This window comes from Agrobacterium sp. CG674 (assembly GCF_053521645.1).
The window spans coordinates 340,225-356,115 of the sequence record NZ_JBNWDZ010000002.1 but is presented as its reverse complement, the minus strand read 5'-3'; the positions used below and the strand labels follow the sequence as shown (position 1 = coordinate 356,115).

The following is a 15,891-nucleotide window of genomic DNA, read 5'->3' as shown; positions in this document are numbered from 1 at the left end:
GGTGAAGGCTCGCTTAGCGGCAGATGCGGGTCTTCTTCACCACAACACGACCGTGGTAGTTCGTGCGCACCTTTTTAACGAAGCAATCGCGCGAGGCGCGCTGCTGATGGCGCGGGCGGTATTCTTCACGCACGGGCTTGCGAATAACGCGCTCGGTCGTCGTTACCGTGACGGTTTCCGCGTAGGACGGCGCGACGAACGTAAAGATGGAAGAAACAGCGATCAAAGACGAGATGATAAGGGTTTTCATGATATGACCTTGTTGTTGGTGCCTATGAACGCTGGTTGACCCGTTCGGTTCCGCTTTTCTCTTTTATTACGGCGCATGGCGTCCGCGCCCGCACCATCATGGGGCAGCAGCAGCAGGACCATGTAGATATGAGAAGAAACTCAGATAATCTTATCGTCATTTCCGGCTGCTCCGGCGGCGGCAAATCCACCCTTTTGGCGGAACTGGCGCGGCGCGGTTACGCCACGATTGAGGAACCGGGTCGCCGCATCGTCAGACAGGAAACAAGCGGCCAGGGTTCAGCCCTACCCTGGGTCGACATTGAAGCCTTTGCCCGTCGCGCCGTGGCCATGTCCCTTGAGGATCGCGATAAAGCCCCGGCCACGGGCTGGGTGTTTTTTGACAGGGGTTTGATCGACGCCGCATCCGCCCTTCACGCAGTGTGCGCAGACGGGCTGCTTCATGACCTGAAGATCAACCACCGCTACAATCGCCTCGTCTTCCTGACGCCACCATGGCCTGAAATTTACGTGTCCGACGGCGAGCGGCAACATGATTTTGCGGCAGCTGTCGCCGAATACGACCGCCTCATCCACGACTATCGTGCGCTAGACTACGAAACCGTTATGCTTCCGAAAATCAGCGTCATTGAACGCGCCGATCTCGTTCTGGACATGCTCGGCTGAGGCGGTATCAACGCTCTTCCAGCAAGCGTGACAGGGTCACAAGCTCAAATCCCTTCTGGCGCAATCCTTCTGACAGACATGGAGTAATGGTTGTCAGTTTCAACCCGCGCAATGATGTCGCCGGACAGCTGCGAGCTGCGCGATTTGCTGTAGAGATGGATGCCCAGCAGACAGGCAGAGATGACAGCAGGAACAATCAGTCCAGCAGCATACCGAATGAATTCCAACGCCACCCTTGATTGCACAACCGTGATAGACAGTGTGTTGCGATCTTTGGCGACGGTATTGTGGCCTTTCCCGCAAAAGCGCGTCGGAAAACGAAAAAGCCCGGCATCGCTGCCGGGCTTCTGGATTGGTTTAGTAAGGCTTACATGCCCTGCTGGAAGTAGCTGTACTTGCCGTCTGGGCCCTTCTTCCACTCGTACATGACGTAGCCAGGCGCCTTAGGGTCGCCTTTTTCGTCGAAGGAGAGTTCGCCGAGAACGGTGGAGAACTTACCCTTCTTCATGGCAGCAGCAACGGCTTCTGCGTCGAGTGAGCCTGCATCCTTTGCAGCAGCAGCAATTGTCTGCAGCGCAGCATAGGAGTAGAGCGTGTAGGCTTCAGGGTTGAAGCCTGCAGCCTTGAACTTGGCAACCAGGTCCTTGTTGGCAGGGTTGATGGTTGGATCAGGACCGAACGTGTTCAGCGTGCCTTCAACAGCGTCACCAGCGATAGAGGCCAGTTCGTTGGACACAATGCCGTCGCCCGAAACGAGCTTCGCCTTCAGGCCCTGGTCAGCCGCCTGGCGGATGATGAGACCAGCTTCTGTGTGGAGACCACCCCAGTAGATCACCGAGACGCCAGCTTCCTTCATCTTGGCGATGAGTGCCGAGAAGTCCTTGTCGCCAACGTTCACGCCTTCGTAGATGGCTTCTTTTGCGCCAGTAGCGTTCAGCGTCTTGCGTGTTTCGTCGGCAAGGCCCTGACCGTAAGGGGTCTTGTCGTGAACGATCGCGATCTTGGCGTCCTTGAAGTTGTCAGCCAGATACTTGCCGGCAACGCCACCCTGCTGGTCGTCACGTCCGCAGGTGCGGAATGTGTTCCAGAGGCCGCGCTCGGTGAAAACAGGATTGGTCGCGGCAGGCGTGATTTCGAGGATGCCGTTCTCTGCGTAAACTTCAGACGCCGGAATGGAAACGCCGGAGTTGAAGTGACCGACAACGAACTTTACGCCATCAGCAACAAACTTGTTGGCAACCGAGATGCCCTGCTTCGGGTCGGAAACGTCGTCGCCAAGTACAATCTTGATCTTTTCGCCGTTAATTCCGCCAGCAGCATTGATGTCTGCCGCAGCCTGCTCAGCACCCTTCTGGAGCTGTGCACCAAAAGCCGCATTCGGGCCTGTCAGAGGGCCGCCAACGCCGACGAGAATGTCAGCATAGGCAGAACCACTGAAGGCGACCATTGCGGTCAGCGCAACTGCGGAAAGAAGAGACTTCTTCATTATATTACTCCCAGTTCCATGGTTGGGTTGATTATCCCTGCCTGCTCAGCACCCACCTTAACTGCGCAAGCTGTTCCACTCTCGCGAGTATTCTGAATTCAGAACAACACCGCTGTCAATCTTTCTTCTTATAAGAAAAGGATGAAGTTCGATCATACAGCCAGTAGTAGTTATTGACCATCTGGCTGGTGCGGCGCATGCGAAATCCAACCGTTGCAAAAGCCAGCAATACTGCGACATCTATCAGGTAATAGAAGCCGTTCAGCATCGGACCTGCAAACAGCGCATAGTGCATGAAACGCATGACGACGCCCAGCAGCAGCGTGTAAAGAACCACCCGCGGATAGTTCTCCCAGCTCTCCGCGACGGACTTTCCGGTGCGCCATGCCGTCCAGAACCCCAGAAGCACCACCAGCCCTCGCAAGATATAACGAACACCGCTGTCACTTTCGAAAAAAAGTCCCTGCATCTTTTTCCCCATCAGTAACCCTGCATCACCATGACAGGGCCTGTGTTTTTGTGGCGCCCGCCGTTTGCCGGCAGACTTTATCGTTATCTGTGATCTGTCCCTCGACCCTTGCGGGTCGAGAGCAAACAATCAGCGATCAGTGACGACCGCCCTCGAGATAGGCAGCGCGAACTTCCGGATTGGCGAGCAACTCGCGGCCAGAACCGCTCATCGTCACCTTGCCGTTGACCATGACATAGGCCCGGTCTGACAGCTTCAATGCGGCAAAAGCGTTCTGTTCCACGAGAAAGACGGTCAGACCCTCTTCCTTGTTGAGCGTCTTGATCGCTTCGAAAATGCTCTTGACGATCAAAGGAGCGAGGCCAAGCGATGGCTCATCCAGCAACAGGAGTTTGGGACGCGACATCAGCGCACGGCCGATGGAGAGCATCTGCTGCTCACCACCAGACAATGTGCCGCCGCGCTGGCTCTGACGTTCCTTCAAGCGCGGGAACATCGTGAAGATCTTTTCCACGTCTTCCTTGAAGTATTTCAGATTGTCCAGATTGGCGCCCATCTGGAGATTTTCCAGAACGGTCATGCGTGGAAATATGCGACGGCCCTCAGGAGATTGCGCAATACGACGACGCGCAATCATATGGGTCGGCACGTTGGTAATGTCTTCGCCATCGAAAATGACAGAGCCTGAGCGGGCCTGCGGACTGCCGCAGATCGTCATCATCAGCGTCGACTTGCCAGCGCCGTTTGCACCGATAAGGCTGACGATCTCGCCCTTGTTGACGTGCACATCCACACCGGCAAGGGCGCGGATATTCCCGTAATAGGTTTCGACGTTCTGGACTTTGAGAAGGGCTTCACCGGACATCAAACCGTTCCCCCATCAAGTTCTTCTGCAATCACTTCTTCCACTTCATCATCCTCGACACCCAGATAGGCGGCGATGACCTTTGGGTCGTTCTTCACATGGTCAGGCGTGCCGTCGGAAATCTTGCGGCCATATTCGAGAACCACGACATGGTCGGAAATCTCCATGACCACCGACATGTCATGCTCGATCAGAAGCAGGGACGTGCCTTCAGCCCGGATGCCACGCAACAGGTTGTTGAGCGCAAGCGATTCCTTCGGGTTGAGGCCAGCAGCTGGCTCGTCGAGGCAAAGAAGCTCAGGTTCGGTGCACATGGCGCGGGCAATCTCCAGACGGCGCTGCGCACCATAGGGAAGATCGCCAGCCGGATCATCGGCCCGGTCGGTCAGCTCGGCCTTATCGAGCCAATATTTGGCCTTCTCGATCGCACCTGCGGCTGCCTTCTTGTAAACCGGCATGCCAAGCAGACCGAGGAAGGTGTAGCCCGACGCTTTCATCAAGGCGTTGTGCTGCGCGACTAGCAGGTTTTCAAGAACCGTCAGGCCTGAAAACAGCCTGATGTTCTGGAAGGTACGCGCAACCTTGGCCTTTTTGGTGATTTCGAAATCCGGCAACCGCTCGAGAAGATGCTCCTCGCCCGTAATCCGGCGCATCGTTATCATGCCCATTGTCGGCTTGTAGAAGCCGGTAATGCAGTTGAAGACGGTCGTCTTGCCTGCACCGTTCGGACCGATCAAAGCGGTGATCTCGCCACGCTTCGCCTCGAAGGAGAAGTCGTTGATGGCCATCAGACCGCCGAAGCGCATGGATAGATGTTCGACTTTGAGAATCGTGTCTTGTGTCATGTCAATGTTCCCGGAAGCCATCAGCCGTGACCTTCCTTGGTGAAGCTGCCGGAGATGGACTTGCGCTCCTTCAGGAAGGCAGTGGGTTCGCGAGAACCAACAAAGCCGCGTGGTTTGAACAGCATGACGATAACCATCGCCAGACCGAACAGCAGCATACGGTAAAGTTCCGGCGTGAAATCAGGACCGAAGACGTGCTTGAGGAATTCCATCTCACGCAGCAACTCTGTGCCACCAACCATGACGACGGCCGCGATGGCGATACCTGTCAGCGACCCCATGCCGCCGAGAACGACGATGGCGAGGATGACAGCCGATTCCAGGAACACGAAACTCTCGGGCGATACGAAACCCTGACGAGCCGCGAAGAATGAACCAGCGAAACCACCGAACATCGCGCCTGTTGCAAAGGCTGTGAGCTTCGTCTTGACGGTATCGATACCGAGCGAGCGGCAAGCAATTTCGTCTTCGCGCAGAGCTTCCCACGCACGACCGATCGGCATACGGCGCAGCTTGATCGTCACATAGGCGGTCAGCATGCACAAAAGCAGGATCACGTAGAACAGGAAGATCTTGTAGTAAGACGACGACATCGGCAAGCCGAAGACCTTGGCGAAGTTGTTTGGTGCGCCGACATCAAAAGACCAGATGCCGAAAACGGATGCTTTCGCGATACCGGAAATACCGAATGTTCCCTTGGTGACTTCAGTCCAGTTCAGAAGCACAAGCCGGATGATTTCGCCGAAGGCGAGCGTCACGATGGCGAGATAATCGCCGCGCAGCCTCAAAACCGGGAAGCCAAGGATGATGCCCCAGAACGCGGCCAGAATACCAGCCATCGGAAGCAGAACCCAGAAGGACAAACCGAAATAGCTTGAGAGAAGCGCGTAAGAATAAGCACCGACCGCATAGAAGGCCACATAACCCAGATCGAGCAGACCGGCGAGACCAACGACGATGTTCAAGCCCCAGGCCAGCATCACATAGATGAGGATCTGGATGCCGAAGTTATCGACCAGCTTCAAAGATCCCTGAAAGCCGAACAGACCAACGGCAATGGCTGGGTAGACCAGCAGGAAGACCAGGGCGATCTTCAGGAAGTGCTTGTGGAAGAAGCCCTTGTCCTCAGAAACCTCAAGGACCCCAGCCTTGGCTTTGGAAAGCTTGCGGCGATCAAGGCTCGGACGCAGGAGGCCGACGACGAGGAAGCGACCGACCGCAGCGACGCCGACGAAGATGGCCAGAAGGCCCCAGCGCGTGCCCCAGATCAACTGGTTGTTGATATCCTGATAGGTCACGATACCGACGTAGAGAATGAACATTCCCAGCGAGACGAGACCTGCGAAGAAGCCTTCTTTCAAAGCCTGAGCCATCACGCTTGGACCAGGCGTTTCTTTTTCAGAAGCGATATTTGCCATGATCTTAAACCTTCTCGACTTCCGGACGGCCCAGAATACCGGTCGGCTTGAAAATCAGCACGAATGCGAGGATGGCGAATGCCGCAACATCCTTGTAGGCGATGGAGAAATACGCCGACCATAGGCTCTCAATAAGGCCGATCAACAAACCACCGAGCACAGCACCGGGCAGTGAACCAATGCCACCGAGAACAGCGGCGGTAAACGCCTTGACGCCAGGAATGAAGCCATCATTGAAGGACGCAACACCGTAATACATCAAGTACATGGAGCCTGCGACTGCGGCGAGTGCGGCACCCATGACGAAGGTGATGGAGATCGTACGGTCGACATCAACGCCCAGAAGTGCTGCCATCTTGCGGTCCTGCTCGGTTGCGCGCTGCGCACGGCCAAGAGGCGTCTTGTTGACGATATACCAGAAGGCAAGCAGCAGGACCGACGTGATCACAACAATCAACAGCTGCTTCAGCGAAATCGTGATGGCGCCGAAATGGTAGACATCCGTCACCAGCGTCGGGATCGGCTTGTTGCGCGGGCCCTGCGTGACCTGAATGAAGTTGGACAGTGCAATCGACATGCCGATGGCGGTAATCAACGGCGCAAGGCGGAATGAGCCGCGCAGCGGACGATAGGCCACGCGTTCAATCGCCCAGTTCCACAGGCCGGTCATCAGCATCGCGACGACCATCATGACAAGAAGAAGGATCGCGACCGGTATACCGGCAAAAAACGATGTGAGAACAAGGAAGACGATCAATGCAGCAAAGCCGCCAAGCATGAAGATATCGCCATGGGCGAAGTTGATCATGCCGATAATGCCATAAACCATCGTATAGCCGATAGCGATGAGGCCATAGATCGAGCCAAGAGTCAGCCCGTTTATGAGCTGCTGGACGAAGTACTCCATATCTTTCCCCCGGACCTATTCTCTGCGAAACAGGTCTCGTTATGTTGCTTCCGGGGGCTGCATTTTTTGTCCCCCTTGTCTAAAACCCATATCGCGTTCGAAAAAAATGTGAAGTCAAAAATCTGTAAAACAGCTTATTATTTGGAATTTCCCCAGTGATTGCCTGACGAAGCTCCACAACGGTCAGAATTTCAGCATGAGATGCCGCAAAAAACAGCTGACGCCCGTCAATTCCACGCAAAGCACCGCCATTTCCAAAAATGAACGGCACGTTCCTTGCGTTGTAAACTGGGCTCGAAAAGCTTATGTCCTCTCTGCTAGGGACAGCGTCTACGATTGTCTAGGGGACTCCAATGCTCGATATTTTGACCGCGGCCACCTTGATGGCTGGCAGAGAGATCATGGCGGTCCATGCCGCTGGTCCGCACGTCACCTACAAGAACGACTGCTCCCCCGTGACCGAAGCCGATCAACGAGCAGAAGACATTATCCTTGATGCGCTGGCACAGCACTTTCCCGATATTCCAGTTGTTGCCGAAGAGGCAGCGGCCCACGGCATTGTCCCGGAGACGCGAAACGAGTTTTTCCTTGTCGATCCGCTGGATGGCACCAAGGAGTTTATCTCCGGCAAGCAGGATTTTACCGTTAACATCGCACTGGTGCGTGACGGCACACCCGTTCTGGGCGTTGTATATGCACCGGCCCTCAAGGTCCTCTGGACAGGAGACGGTGGGACGGCCTGCAAGGTCCATGTCTCGGATGCGTTTGAAGAGATGGATGTGCGCAGGGTTCGCTGCCGCGCCAAGCCGACAATCCCCATTGCCGTCATCAGCCGTTCGCACTGCACGCCGAAAACCGAAGCCTTTGTGGCAGAGCATGGCTTGATCGACAGCATATCCATTGGCTCCTCGCTGAAATTCTGCATGCTGGCCGAGGGTGCGGCCGATGTGTATCCGCGCTTCAGCCGCACCATGATGTGGGATACAGCCGCTGGCGATGCCGTATTACGGGCTGCCGGTGGCATCACGCTGGATATGGCCGGTCATCCCTTGCGCTATGAGATCACCGACGGAACCGAAGACGGGCTTGCCAACCCGGATTTCATCGCATGGGGCGCAATGCCCTGAGGGCTGCGGCACGGTTCGTCTTCATCAAAAATATTTTCGTTTTTTTCTCAATGGCACCTTCCACGGCCGCACAATCTCTCGCGCAACGGAGATTGAGCCATGACAGAACAGACGACAAGACTTGAACTTCCTTATATCCTGCCTTCCCAGGCGCAGAAGCACGTCACCCACAACGAGGCCCTGCAAAGGCTCGATGCCATCACGCAACTGGTCATCCGCACCGAAGCCGCAGAACCGCCGTCAACGCCTGCGGAAGGCGACTGCTTTCTCATATCCCCCTCTCCCACAGGCGAATGGGCAGGCAAGGCAGGAAAGCTGGCTTTCCGGCAAGATGGTGCGTGGATCTATGTCACCCCGCAAGACGGTTGGCGCGCATGGTTTCTCGAAAGCATGCGCTTCAAGGCCTTGCAGAACGGTGCATGGCAGGCGATTGCGCTGCCGGGCGTTGCCAGCTTTGAGCAATTGGGCGTGAATGCCACCGCTGACGACACAAACCGGCTGGCCGTGGCCGCATCAGCCACGCTTTTCACCAATGCGTCGTCGGGCGGTGGGCACCAGATAAAGGTCAACAAGGCAACGGCGGCTGACACGGCTTCATTGCTGTTTCAGTCCAACTGGAGCGGCAGGGCCGAAATGGGACTGGCTGGCAATGACAGTTTCGCCATCAAAACCTCCGCAGATGGCGCAACATGGACAACCGCCATTTCCGTGTCTGGCGCTGGCCATGTTTCCATGCCCGCCAGACCGCTGGTGCGCGCCGGGCGAGCAAGCGGCAACATTTCCCATGCGGCAGGCTCAGTCTCGGGCTTCACAACCCTTGGCATCCAGCAGGGAGGCTTTGCACTCGGCAACGTCGTGGTGGATACGCTGAAAGAAGTTCGGGTTCCCGTCACCGGCATCTACGCCCTGACACTGTCACTCGCCGTCGTCTCCTCCTCTGGCCACACAGTCACCGTCAGGATCAACGGTACGGCAAGTTCTTTTGCGCTGAATGGGACGACCTCCGCCGCAGAAAGCCTGCAATCGGCCACCTTCCTCGTTTCACTCACCGTAAATGACCGCTTGTCGCTCGCTCACAGCGGCACGTGCCAACTGGCCTATGGGGTGGGAAAGACTGAAATGAGCTTGCTTATGCTCTGACGCATTTCCTAACACGTGTCGCTGGCTCAAGGTCGGCGGCAGGTGAACCTGCTCATGAACGTTGGATCCGCCCTTCCAAGACGCGACATCACGGGATTCACGCCAAAATACTTATATTATGAATTCCTCACGAAATGAGATTCATAAAAAATGGCAGAAAAAGCGACAAAATGAATTTTTCTTTTGGGCGCAAGAATCCAGCAAAGCTCGAACAAATCAGGCGAAACCATTCAAATTCTTAACAAATTCTCTCAAGCAGCTTAGGTAATTTTTAAAGGTACGGTCCTAAAGTACATCAAATATGGTCTTGAGTTTGTGTAGAGTGTCCAATGACCGAAATGATACGCCCACGAGTTAAATATGTCATCGGCCCCGATGGCAGCCCTTTGACGATTGCCGACTTGCCCCCCGCGGACACGCGCCGCTGGGTCATCAGGCGAAAAGCAGAGGTTGTCGCCGCGGTACGAGGAGGACTGTTAAGCCTCGAGGAAGCCTGCGAACGATATACGCTGACAGTAGAGGAGTTTCTCTCCTGGCAGTCATCCATCAGTGACCACGGCCTTGCAGGTCTGCGCACAACGCGCATCCAGCAATACCGCCACTAGCTAGCGCCGTCTTATTTTAGAGGGCGTCATCGACAGGATCAAGCGTCACCATTCCCCCAAATGAAAGGGAATGTGTGGCGCTGATTTGTCTTCAGATCATGCATAATTGAGAGCTATTCTCCCGCCCTATGCAGTGTCGGACTTAGACCGGCTTCAAAACCAGACGTCCGTCACAGTCCGACCATCAGACGGCAAATCCTCGTGACTTTGCAAGCCTTCGTACCGAACGATCGGGATATCTGCAACGTCAGCAGGGTCTGCCAGCCGCAAGTTCACCGCAACCCTGACGCGTCCGTCTTCCTCGGCTTTCGTTCTGCGCCAAGAGACCAGATTGCCGCACGTCTTACAGAATCTGAACGACAGAACATTCGATTCGCGCTGATACCCGACCAACCGATCCTGCGGATCTTCTATCGAAATTCCGTGACCGTCATAGTCATAAGCCCACAGAACGCCATAACGGCGACAAGCGGTACAGTTGCAGATCGTTGCATCCGAAATCTCGCCACGAAATTCCCAGTGCACACGCCCGCACAGACATGATCCACGGGTTATTTTTTGTGCGTTCGCCAATTCTGCTCCGTCTTTCGTTGGCTCCAATCCTCAAGTGTCAGCGTTTGTAACCGATCCCTGACGCTAGATCACGCGCATAAAAAAACCGCCCTCCGAGGGGCGGTCATTTTTCGTGTCTATAAAGACGATTAGCGCCGGACATCTGAGCGACGTTCCGACGACATCATGAGGCGTCAGCCATTGAAAGCAGCCTCCTGATCCACTGGCCACCGTCAATGAAGACGTTAATTTCGAAGCCCCCTCACGCGCGAGCGCGAATGGCAACGTCTCGTGTTTCAAGCGCTGTCGCCCGCTCGAATTCGGCCTGGACTTCTTCCAGAACGGCTTCGGCGGCTTCTTCCTGCATCTTCAGTTCGCGGATGGAAACCTGAAGATTATCTGCGCGCTGGCGTGCAGCCTTGGCAAAGGTCGGATAGGCGAAATGTGTCGGATCGGTGATTCCTGATTTGCTCTCCTCCAGAGAAATCTGATGGACCAATTCCTTGGCCATTCGTTCGAATTCGGACATCATCATCTGCAACTGCTGCAACTGACGACGTTTTTCGTTGACCTGAAATTCCTTCAGGCGAACTAGGCTGTCACGCGACTTCATACGCAATACTCCGTGGATAGCGAGACCCCGGTAAAAACTGGAACCGACCCTTCACCCAGGCATGTGCCGGAATGATTCTTAAAAGTTACCCAACGTTAATAAAAAATCGACGCTGTTAACCTTTCGTTTACGGGCATCGTTAATGATAAGGCAGATCATTTAAAGGTCGGTAAACGCCAAGCCCGAAAAAACACGGGAACGACAATGTAGGAGTCGATTGAGTCACTTAACGGGATCTGTTCACGTTATGATTCAATTTTGGTGATGCGGATTCGCGTTGAAAAACAGTAGTCTGGAACCAAATTTTAATAAATTCTTCGCACCTTGCCAAAGGTAATTAGAATTTGTTAACCATTTGGTGGCAGCCTGCAAATCAGGCAACGACTGGATCCGTATCGCGCAAAAGGCAATCATTTACCTTCCGCGGCGGCAAAGGGGATAATTATGCGGGTTCTACTAATCGAAGACGACAGCGCAACAGCTCAGAGCATTGAGCTGATGCTGAAGTCGGAAAGTTTCAACGTCTATACGACCGATCTTGGAGAGGAAGGTGTAGATCTTGGAAAACTCTACGATTACGACATCATTCTGCTCGACCTCAACCTGCCCGACATGTCTGGCTATGAGGTTCTGAGAACGCTTCGCCTGTCCAAGGTAAAGACCCCGATCCTGATTCTCTCAGGCATGGCGGGTATTGAAGACAAGGTTCGCGGCCTTGGCTTTGGCGCCGACGACTATATGACGAAGCCTTTCCACAAGGATGAGCTCGTCGCTCGCATTCACGCTATCGTTCGTCGCTCCAAGGGACATGCCCAGTCGGTCATCTCCACGGGCGAGCTGATCGTCAATCTGGATGCCAAGACTGTTGAAGTCGGCGGCCAGCGCGTTCACCTGACGGGCAAGGAATACCAGATGCTGGAGCTTCTTTCGCTTCGCAAGGGTACGACGCTCACCAAGGAAATGTTCCTCAACCACCTCTATGGCGGCATGGATGAGCCTGAACTGAAGATCATCGACGTTTTCATCTGCAAGCTGCGCAAGAAGCTGGCAAACGCTGCAGGCGGCGCGAACTACATCGAAACCGTCTGGGGCCGTGGATACGTTCTGCGCGAGCCGGATGGCGCGACGGAATATCTCGAAACCGCTTGATTACGCCCGCAGGCATGATCCCTGAAAACCGCCCTCAAAGGCGGTTTTTCTCGTTTTTGAAGTAAGCATTCAGCGCAATTACCTTCGGTGAGTGGAACGATGACTTTGAGAATCAGAGACGCCCTGCCGTCCGACGCTTCAAGCCTTGCCGCGATTTCACTGGAAGTCTGGATTGGCACCTATCTGCGCCTTGGCGTGAACGCATTTTTTGCCGATTACGCGCTGCGCGAATTCACCTCGGAAAAATTCGAAGCAATCCTAGGCAGCGCCAACGACCATCTCATCGTTTCGGAAAACGAGGATGGGATCGACGGCTTTATCCGCCTTTCCTTTGATCTCCCCGCGCCGTCCCCAAGCATGGCACAGACTGAGATCAAGACGCTTTATTTACAGCCGAGACACCACGGCAAGGGCATAGGCAAGCGCCTTTTGCAGGCAGCGCTGGCAATATGCGCTGCCAAAGACATTGAAACCGTGTGGTTGTCGGTCAATACCGAAAATAGCGCCGCGCGGCAATTTTACATGGCCAACGGATTTGTGACGATTGGTGAGACGCACTTCCGCATCGACGATCAGGCCTACCTGAACGAGGTGATGGAGTGCCGGACTAGATAACGTGAAACAGAACAAACCGGGCAGCGCAGGGCCGCCCGGTTCGAACATCACACTTGCAACGTCTTTAAGCGGCTTCCACCATGGATGCTGTGAAGACGATACGATCTTCATGCGCTTCATAGCTGATTTTCATGCCGGCTTCTTCAGCCATCAGCAGGGTGTAGTAAGGCTGCACGGAATGTGCATCGACGGCCTCTTCTTCAGTACCCTGCGAGAGTGCGGCGAATTTGGCCGGAACGCGCATCATGCGGCCTTTGACCGTAATTTCGAACCGCGCATCGGTCTCCGGGTTTTCCAGAACGATATCCACATTGCCGCCGCGCGGAATGGCGCTGTAGGCCACGAGGAAGAGGTTGAGCAGCATCTTCACGCGGTTCTTCGGGATGATGGCGCGCGGGCCTGTCCAGCTCACCTCTGCCTTCTTTTCAGCGGCGGCGAAGTCCTTGGCGGCCTTTTCGGCCTCGCCCGTATCGATGGACGCTCCGGCTGAACCGGATGCACCGAATGCCAGACGGGCGAATTTGAGGCGGACCGAGGCATTGAGCGCCGAGGTACGGATCAGGTCCAGCGCGTCTTCGTCCGAGCCGCCCTCATCCAGCAGCTCCAGCCCGTTGTTGATCGCACCAACAGGCGAAATCACATCATGGCAGACGCGACTGCACAGCAGCGCCGCAAGATCGGGGCCGGACAGCGTCAGATTCGGTTTGCTCGTCATAAAATTTTCTCCTGCGCAAGGCTGCGCGGACGGTGTGGAAATTATTAAGCCATAATGACACCATATTTGGTAAACCGATTGTTAATATCATGGTTTCAAAATGCCAAATGTCTTAACAGGGCAAAACGAACGAAACAGACGGACGGAATTGAAGATGCGACTGACCGAACTCCGCACCATCGCACGCCTCGGACTCTTCAGAATTTTCCTGGCGTTCACGAGCCTTTTCGTGTGTGCCGCGCACGCCTCTGCCCAAAGCAGCGACCAATATTCCCTACAGGAAATTGTTGACGCCGGACATGGGTTCTTTGGCGAAACGACGGGCGGACTGGCCAAGGTCGTTGAACGCGCATTCCAGCAATATGGCCTGCCCAATGGTTATATTCTGGGCCAGGAAGGCTCAGGCGCGTTCGTCGCAGGCCTGACCTATGGCGAAGGCCAGCTTTACACCAAGAATGCCGGTCAGCACCCTGTGTTCTGGCAGGGTCCCTCGCTCGGCCTGGATTATGGTGGCCAGGGCACACGCGCCATGATGCTTGTCTATAACCTGCCCGCGGTCAACTCGCTCTACCGCCGTTACGGTGGCGTCAGCGGTTCCGCTTTCATTGTTGCTGGCGTGGGCATGACCGTGCTGAAAAACAGCGATGTGACCATTGCTCCAATCAGAACCGGTATCGGCGCCCGTCTTGGCATCAATGTCGGCTACCTCAAACTGACCCCACAACCCACCTGGAACCCGTTCTGAGAGGCATGACTTTGCGACTGACAGAAATGTCGCCGCACCGGATATAAGGCCTGACGCAAGATTGGCGTGCAAGACATAGCGCCGATGGAATAGACCGGGATATGAACGACCTAGACGGTTTCCGGCACTGTATTTCGTATGGAGACGCGCTGCGTGATCGAGTACTCACTTCTTTTCGGCCTGGGTTTTCTCACCGCCATTCTCCTTGTGTCGCTAATGGCACCCGCGATCCATCGCCGCATCGTCGTCTATACGGAGAAGCGCCTGCGCGCCACGATGCCAATCAGCCCGCAGGAAGTGCGTGCGCAAAAGGATATGGCCCGCGCTTTATACGCGGCAGAAAACGCCCGCACCCGCCAGGAACTGGATGCCGAGCGCGAAAAGGCTCTTTCCCTGAAATTTCGCAATGCCGGTGCATTGGACGAAGCAGGCAAATTGCTGAATGAAACCCGTGAGCTGACATCCGAGCTGGAACAGATGCGGCTGGAAGCCAGCGATCTGCGCGCCAAAGCGCGTCGGCATGAAGATACGGCAGCCCGGCTGAAATCAGCTTTAAGTGACGCCGAGGAAACCGCCATTTCCCGCACGCAAGAGATTTCCGGCCTCACCAAGCGCATCAGCGCCATTTCCCGCGAATTTGACGATCTGAAGATTGCCCTGTCTGCCCGGGATCTGGAAGTTGAACAAGCGAGGCATAAAGCCGCCTCGTGGCGTAATGAGAGGGAAGCGCTGACAAAAGAACTTGATGAAGTGACTTCCAGAAACCGCGAGCTGTCCAGCAATGTTAACCGCGAAAGCCGCAAGGTCGCGCGGCTGGAAGAGCAGCTCGCCCAGGAAGCCGCGCGCCACGCCGACAAGGAACTGCTGCTGGAGCGCCGCACACAGGAAGCAGCAAGGCTCAAGGCGCAGATGGAAAACACCGCAAAGCCTGCAGCCCCGGAAGCAACTGTCGTTGCCGCACCCGCAACCGTCGTGGCAGCAAACACCCAGGCAGCCTCACCGGAGAGGATAGCCCGCGAAATCGAGGATATTCGCAACCAGGGCACGGCTTTGACCGAGCGATTGCTGAACAGCCGAGGCAGCGGCAATGACGAAGCGATTCGCCGGGAAATCTCGCAGATCGCCGCACGCATGATCGCGCTGACAATGGCTCAGGAAGGCAGTGCTTCTCCGATCCCGTCCATGATCGCTGCGGCATCCAGCCAAACCGGTCGTAAAAACCTGGCAAGCCGCGCCAGCGACCTTGTAGCTCAACAAAACAGCTGAACGTTTTCATCTCGCGAAGAAAAATCGAGATCGTTCGCATTAAAAATAACAACGGATAAAATTGTAGCTATCTGTTTAAAGCCCCTGAAAAGCCCGCCCTGTAATGTCGTCCTCACTGGCCCAGACGCAAAGCATCTGACGCCGACAGGACACAGCGGACAAGACCGGCACCAAGCTGGCCGACGCAAAAACGGGGTATGACAATGCTGAAGAAACTCTTTGCTGCCGCCATCTGTGGCATCGTTATCGCGTCTGTCGCAAGCCACGCCGAAGCGGCAGGCCCCGGCGGATTTGCCCGCGGATTTATGTCTATCGAACGAAACGTTGTTGCAGCTGTCGCGCCTGTTGGCAGCGCCTGCACGCTTGATCTGGCGGCATCTCAGATGAGATCCGCACTGGATAATTATTTCGCTGACTTTGATCAGTCGCTTGCGGCCAACTGACCACGCATTTTTGAAT

Annotated in this window: 19 protein-coding genes; 9 read left to right on the top strand and 10 right to left on the bottom strand. The window is 55.3% G+C overall.

The window, feature by feature from the left end; genetic code table 11:
- Positions 1-13 precede the first annotated feature (13 nt).
- Entirely contained in the window at positions 14-250 is a 237-nt protein-coding gene (locus ACQZ51_RS06905; RefSeq protein ID WP_448776151.1) for a hypothetical protein, read from the bottom strand.
- A 128-nt stretch (positions 251-378) separates the two neighbouring features.
- Here ACQZ51_RS06905 and ACQZ51_RS06900 point away from each other — a divergent pair, with 128 nt between their 5' ends.
- Positions 379-915: an AAA family ATPase gene (locus ACQZ51_RS06900; RefSeq protein WP_448776150.1), complete on the top strand. Its 537-nt coding sequence runs from the start codon at positions 379-381 to the stop codon at positions 913-915.
- 367 nt (positions 916-1,282) lie between these two features.
- On the opposite strand, the gene ACQZ51_RS06895 is transcribed toward ACQZ51_RS06900, so the two are convergent.
- From ACQZ51_RS06895 to ACQZ51_RS06870, 6 genes are all read right to left on the bottom strand, one after another.
- Complete coding sequence (locus ACQZ51_RS06895; RefSeq protein WP_448776149.1) at positions 1,283-2,401, bottom strand: branched-chain amino acid ABC transporter substrate-binding protein; 1,119 nt, start codon at positions 2,399-2,401, stop codon at positions 1,283-1,285.
- 115 nt (positions 2,402-2,516) lie between these two features.
- A complete protein-coding gene (locus ACQZ51_RS06890; RefSeq protein WP_448776148.1) occupies positions 2,517-2,870 on the bottom strand; it encodes a DUF6867 family protein in 354 nt (117 codons plus the stop codon).
- 136 nt (positions 2,871-3,006) lie between these two features.
- Positions 3,007-3,735 (bottom strand): ABC transporter ATP-binding protein, encoded by a 729-nt coding sequence (locus ACQZ51_RS06885; RefSeq protein WP_042617451.1) that lies wholly within the window; start codon positions 3,733-3,735, stop codon positions 3,007-3,009.
- Entirely contained in the window at positions 3,735-4,601 is an 867-nt protein-coding gene (locus tag ACQZ51_RS06880; RefSeq protein ID WP_448776147.1) for an ABC transporter ATP-binding protein, read from the bottom strand. The genes ACQZ51_RS06885 and ACQZ51_RS06880 overlap by 1 nt, the downstream gene beginning before the upstream one ends.
- Positions 4,601-5,998, bottom strand: coding sequence for a high-affinity branched-chain amino acid ABC transporter permease LivM (gene livM, locus ACQZ51_RS06875; protein WP_448776146.1), 1,398 nt, complete (start codon positions 5,996-5,998; stop codon positions 4,601-4,603). Before livM ends, ACQZ51_RS06880 begins: the two co-directional genes overlap by 1 nt.
- Before the next feature lie 4 nt (positions 5,999-6,002).
- Complete coding sequence (locus ACQZ51_RS06870; RefSeq protein WP_448776145.1) at positions 6,003-6,905, bottom strand: branched-chain amino acid ABC transporter permease; 903 nt, start codon at positions 6,903-6,905, stop codon at positions 6,003-6,005.
- 353 nt (positions 6,906-7,258) lie between these two features.
- Between ACQZ51_RS06870 and cysQ the strand changes: the two genes are divergently transcribed.
- From cysQ to sciP, 3 genes are all read left to right on the top strand, one after another.
- Positions 7,259-8,032, top strand: coding sequence for a 3'(2'),5'-bisphosphate nucleotidase CysQ (gene cysQ / locus ACQZ51_RS06865; RefSeq protein WP_448776144.1), 774 nt, complete (start codon positions 7,259-7,261; stop codon positions 8,030-8,032).
- A 99-nt stretch (positions 8,033-8,131) separates the two neighbouring features.
- Positions 8,132-9,172 (top strand): DUF2793 domain-containing protein, encoded by a 1,041-nt coding sequence (locus tag ACQZ51_RS06860; RefSeq protein ID WP_448776143.1) that lies wholly within the window; start codon positions 8,132-8,134, stop codon positions 9,170-9,172.
- Positions 9,173-9,501: 329 nt separating this feature from the next.
- Positions 9,502-9,777, top strand: coding sequence for a CtrA inhibitor SciP (sciP, locus tag ACQZ51_RS06855; RefSeq protein ID WP_027675777.1), 276 nt, complete (start codon positions 9,502-9,504; stop codon positions 9,775-9,777).
- 153 nt (positions 9,778-9,930) lie between these two features.
- Here sciP and ACQZ51_RS06850 read toward each other — a convergent pair whose 3' ends face one another.
- Complete coding sequence (locus ACQZ51_RS06850; RefSeq protein ID WP_448776142.1) at positions 9,931-10,350, bottom strand: GFA family protein; 420 nt, start codon at positions 10,348-10,350, stop codon at positions 9,931-9,933.
- Positions 10,351-10,591: 241 nt separating this feature from the next.
- The gene (locus ACQZ51_RS06845) at positions 10,592-10,942 is read right to left on the bottom strand and encodes a hypothetical protein (RefSeq protein ID WP_042617458.1); all 351 of its coding nucleotides are present in this window, start codon (positions 10,940-10,942) and stop codon (positions 10,592-10,594) included.
- Positions 10,943-11,386: 444 nt separating this feature from the next.
- On the opposite strand from ACQZ51_RS06845, the gene ctrA reads away from it, so the two are divergent.
- Together ctrA and ACQZ51_RS06835 are read left to right on the top strand one after the other, a co-directional pair.
- Complete coding sequence (ctrA, locus tag ACQZ51_RS06840) at positions 11,387-12,091, top strand: response regulator transcription factor CtrA (RefSeq protein WP_042617459.1); 705 nt, start codon at positions 11,387-11,389, stop codon at positions 12,089-12,091.
- 99 nt (positions 12,092-12,190) lie between these two features.
- Positions 12,191-12,706 carry an N-acetyltransferase family protein gene (locus ACQZ51_RS06835; RefSeq protein WP_448776141.1) on the top strand — a complete coding sequence of 172 codons (516 nt, stop codon included), beginning with the start codon at positions 12,191-12,193 and terminating at the stop codon, positions 12,704-12,706.
- A gap of 64 nt (positions 12,707-12,770) precedes the next feature.
- Here ACQZ51_RS06835 and chpT read toward each other — a convergent pair whose 3' ends face one another.
- Positions 12,771-13,421 carry a histidine phosphotransferase ChpT gene (gene chpT / locus ACQZ51_RS06830; RefSeq protein ID WP_448776140.1) on the bottom strand — a complete coding sequence of 217 codons (651 nt, stop codon included), beginning with the start codon at positions 13,419-13,421 and terminating at the stop codon, positions 12,771-12,773.
- A gap of 148 nt (positions 13,422-13,569) precedes the next feature.
- On the opposite strand from chpT, the gene ACQZ51_RS06825 reads away from it, so the two are divergent.
- From ACQZ51_RS06825 to ACQZ51_RS06815, 3 genes are all read left to right on the top strand, one after another.
- Complete coding sequence (locus ACQZ51_RS06825) at positions 13,570-14,166, top strand: DUF1134 domain-containing protein (RefSeq protein WP_448776139.1); 597 nt, start codon at positions 13,570-13,572, stop codon at positions 14,164-14,166.
- A 153-nt stretch (positions 14,167-14,319) separates the two neighbouring features.
- Entirely contained in the window at positions 14,320-15,432 is a 1,113-nt protein-coding gene (locus ACQZ51_RS06820; protein ID WP_448776138.1) for a hypothetical protein, read from the top strand.
- Between the two features lie 203 nt (positions 15,433-15,635).
- Entirely contained in the window at positions 15,636-15,875 is a 240-nt protein-coding gene (locus tag ACQZ51_RS06815) for a hypothetical protein (RefSeq protein ID WP_448776137.1), read from the top strand.
- The last annotated feature ends 16 nt before the right edge of the window (positions 15,876-15,891 follow it).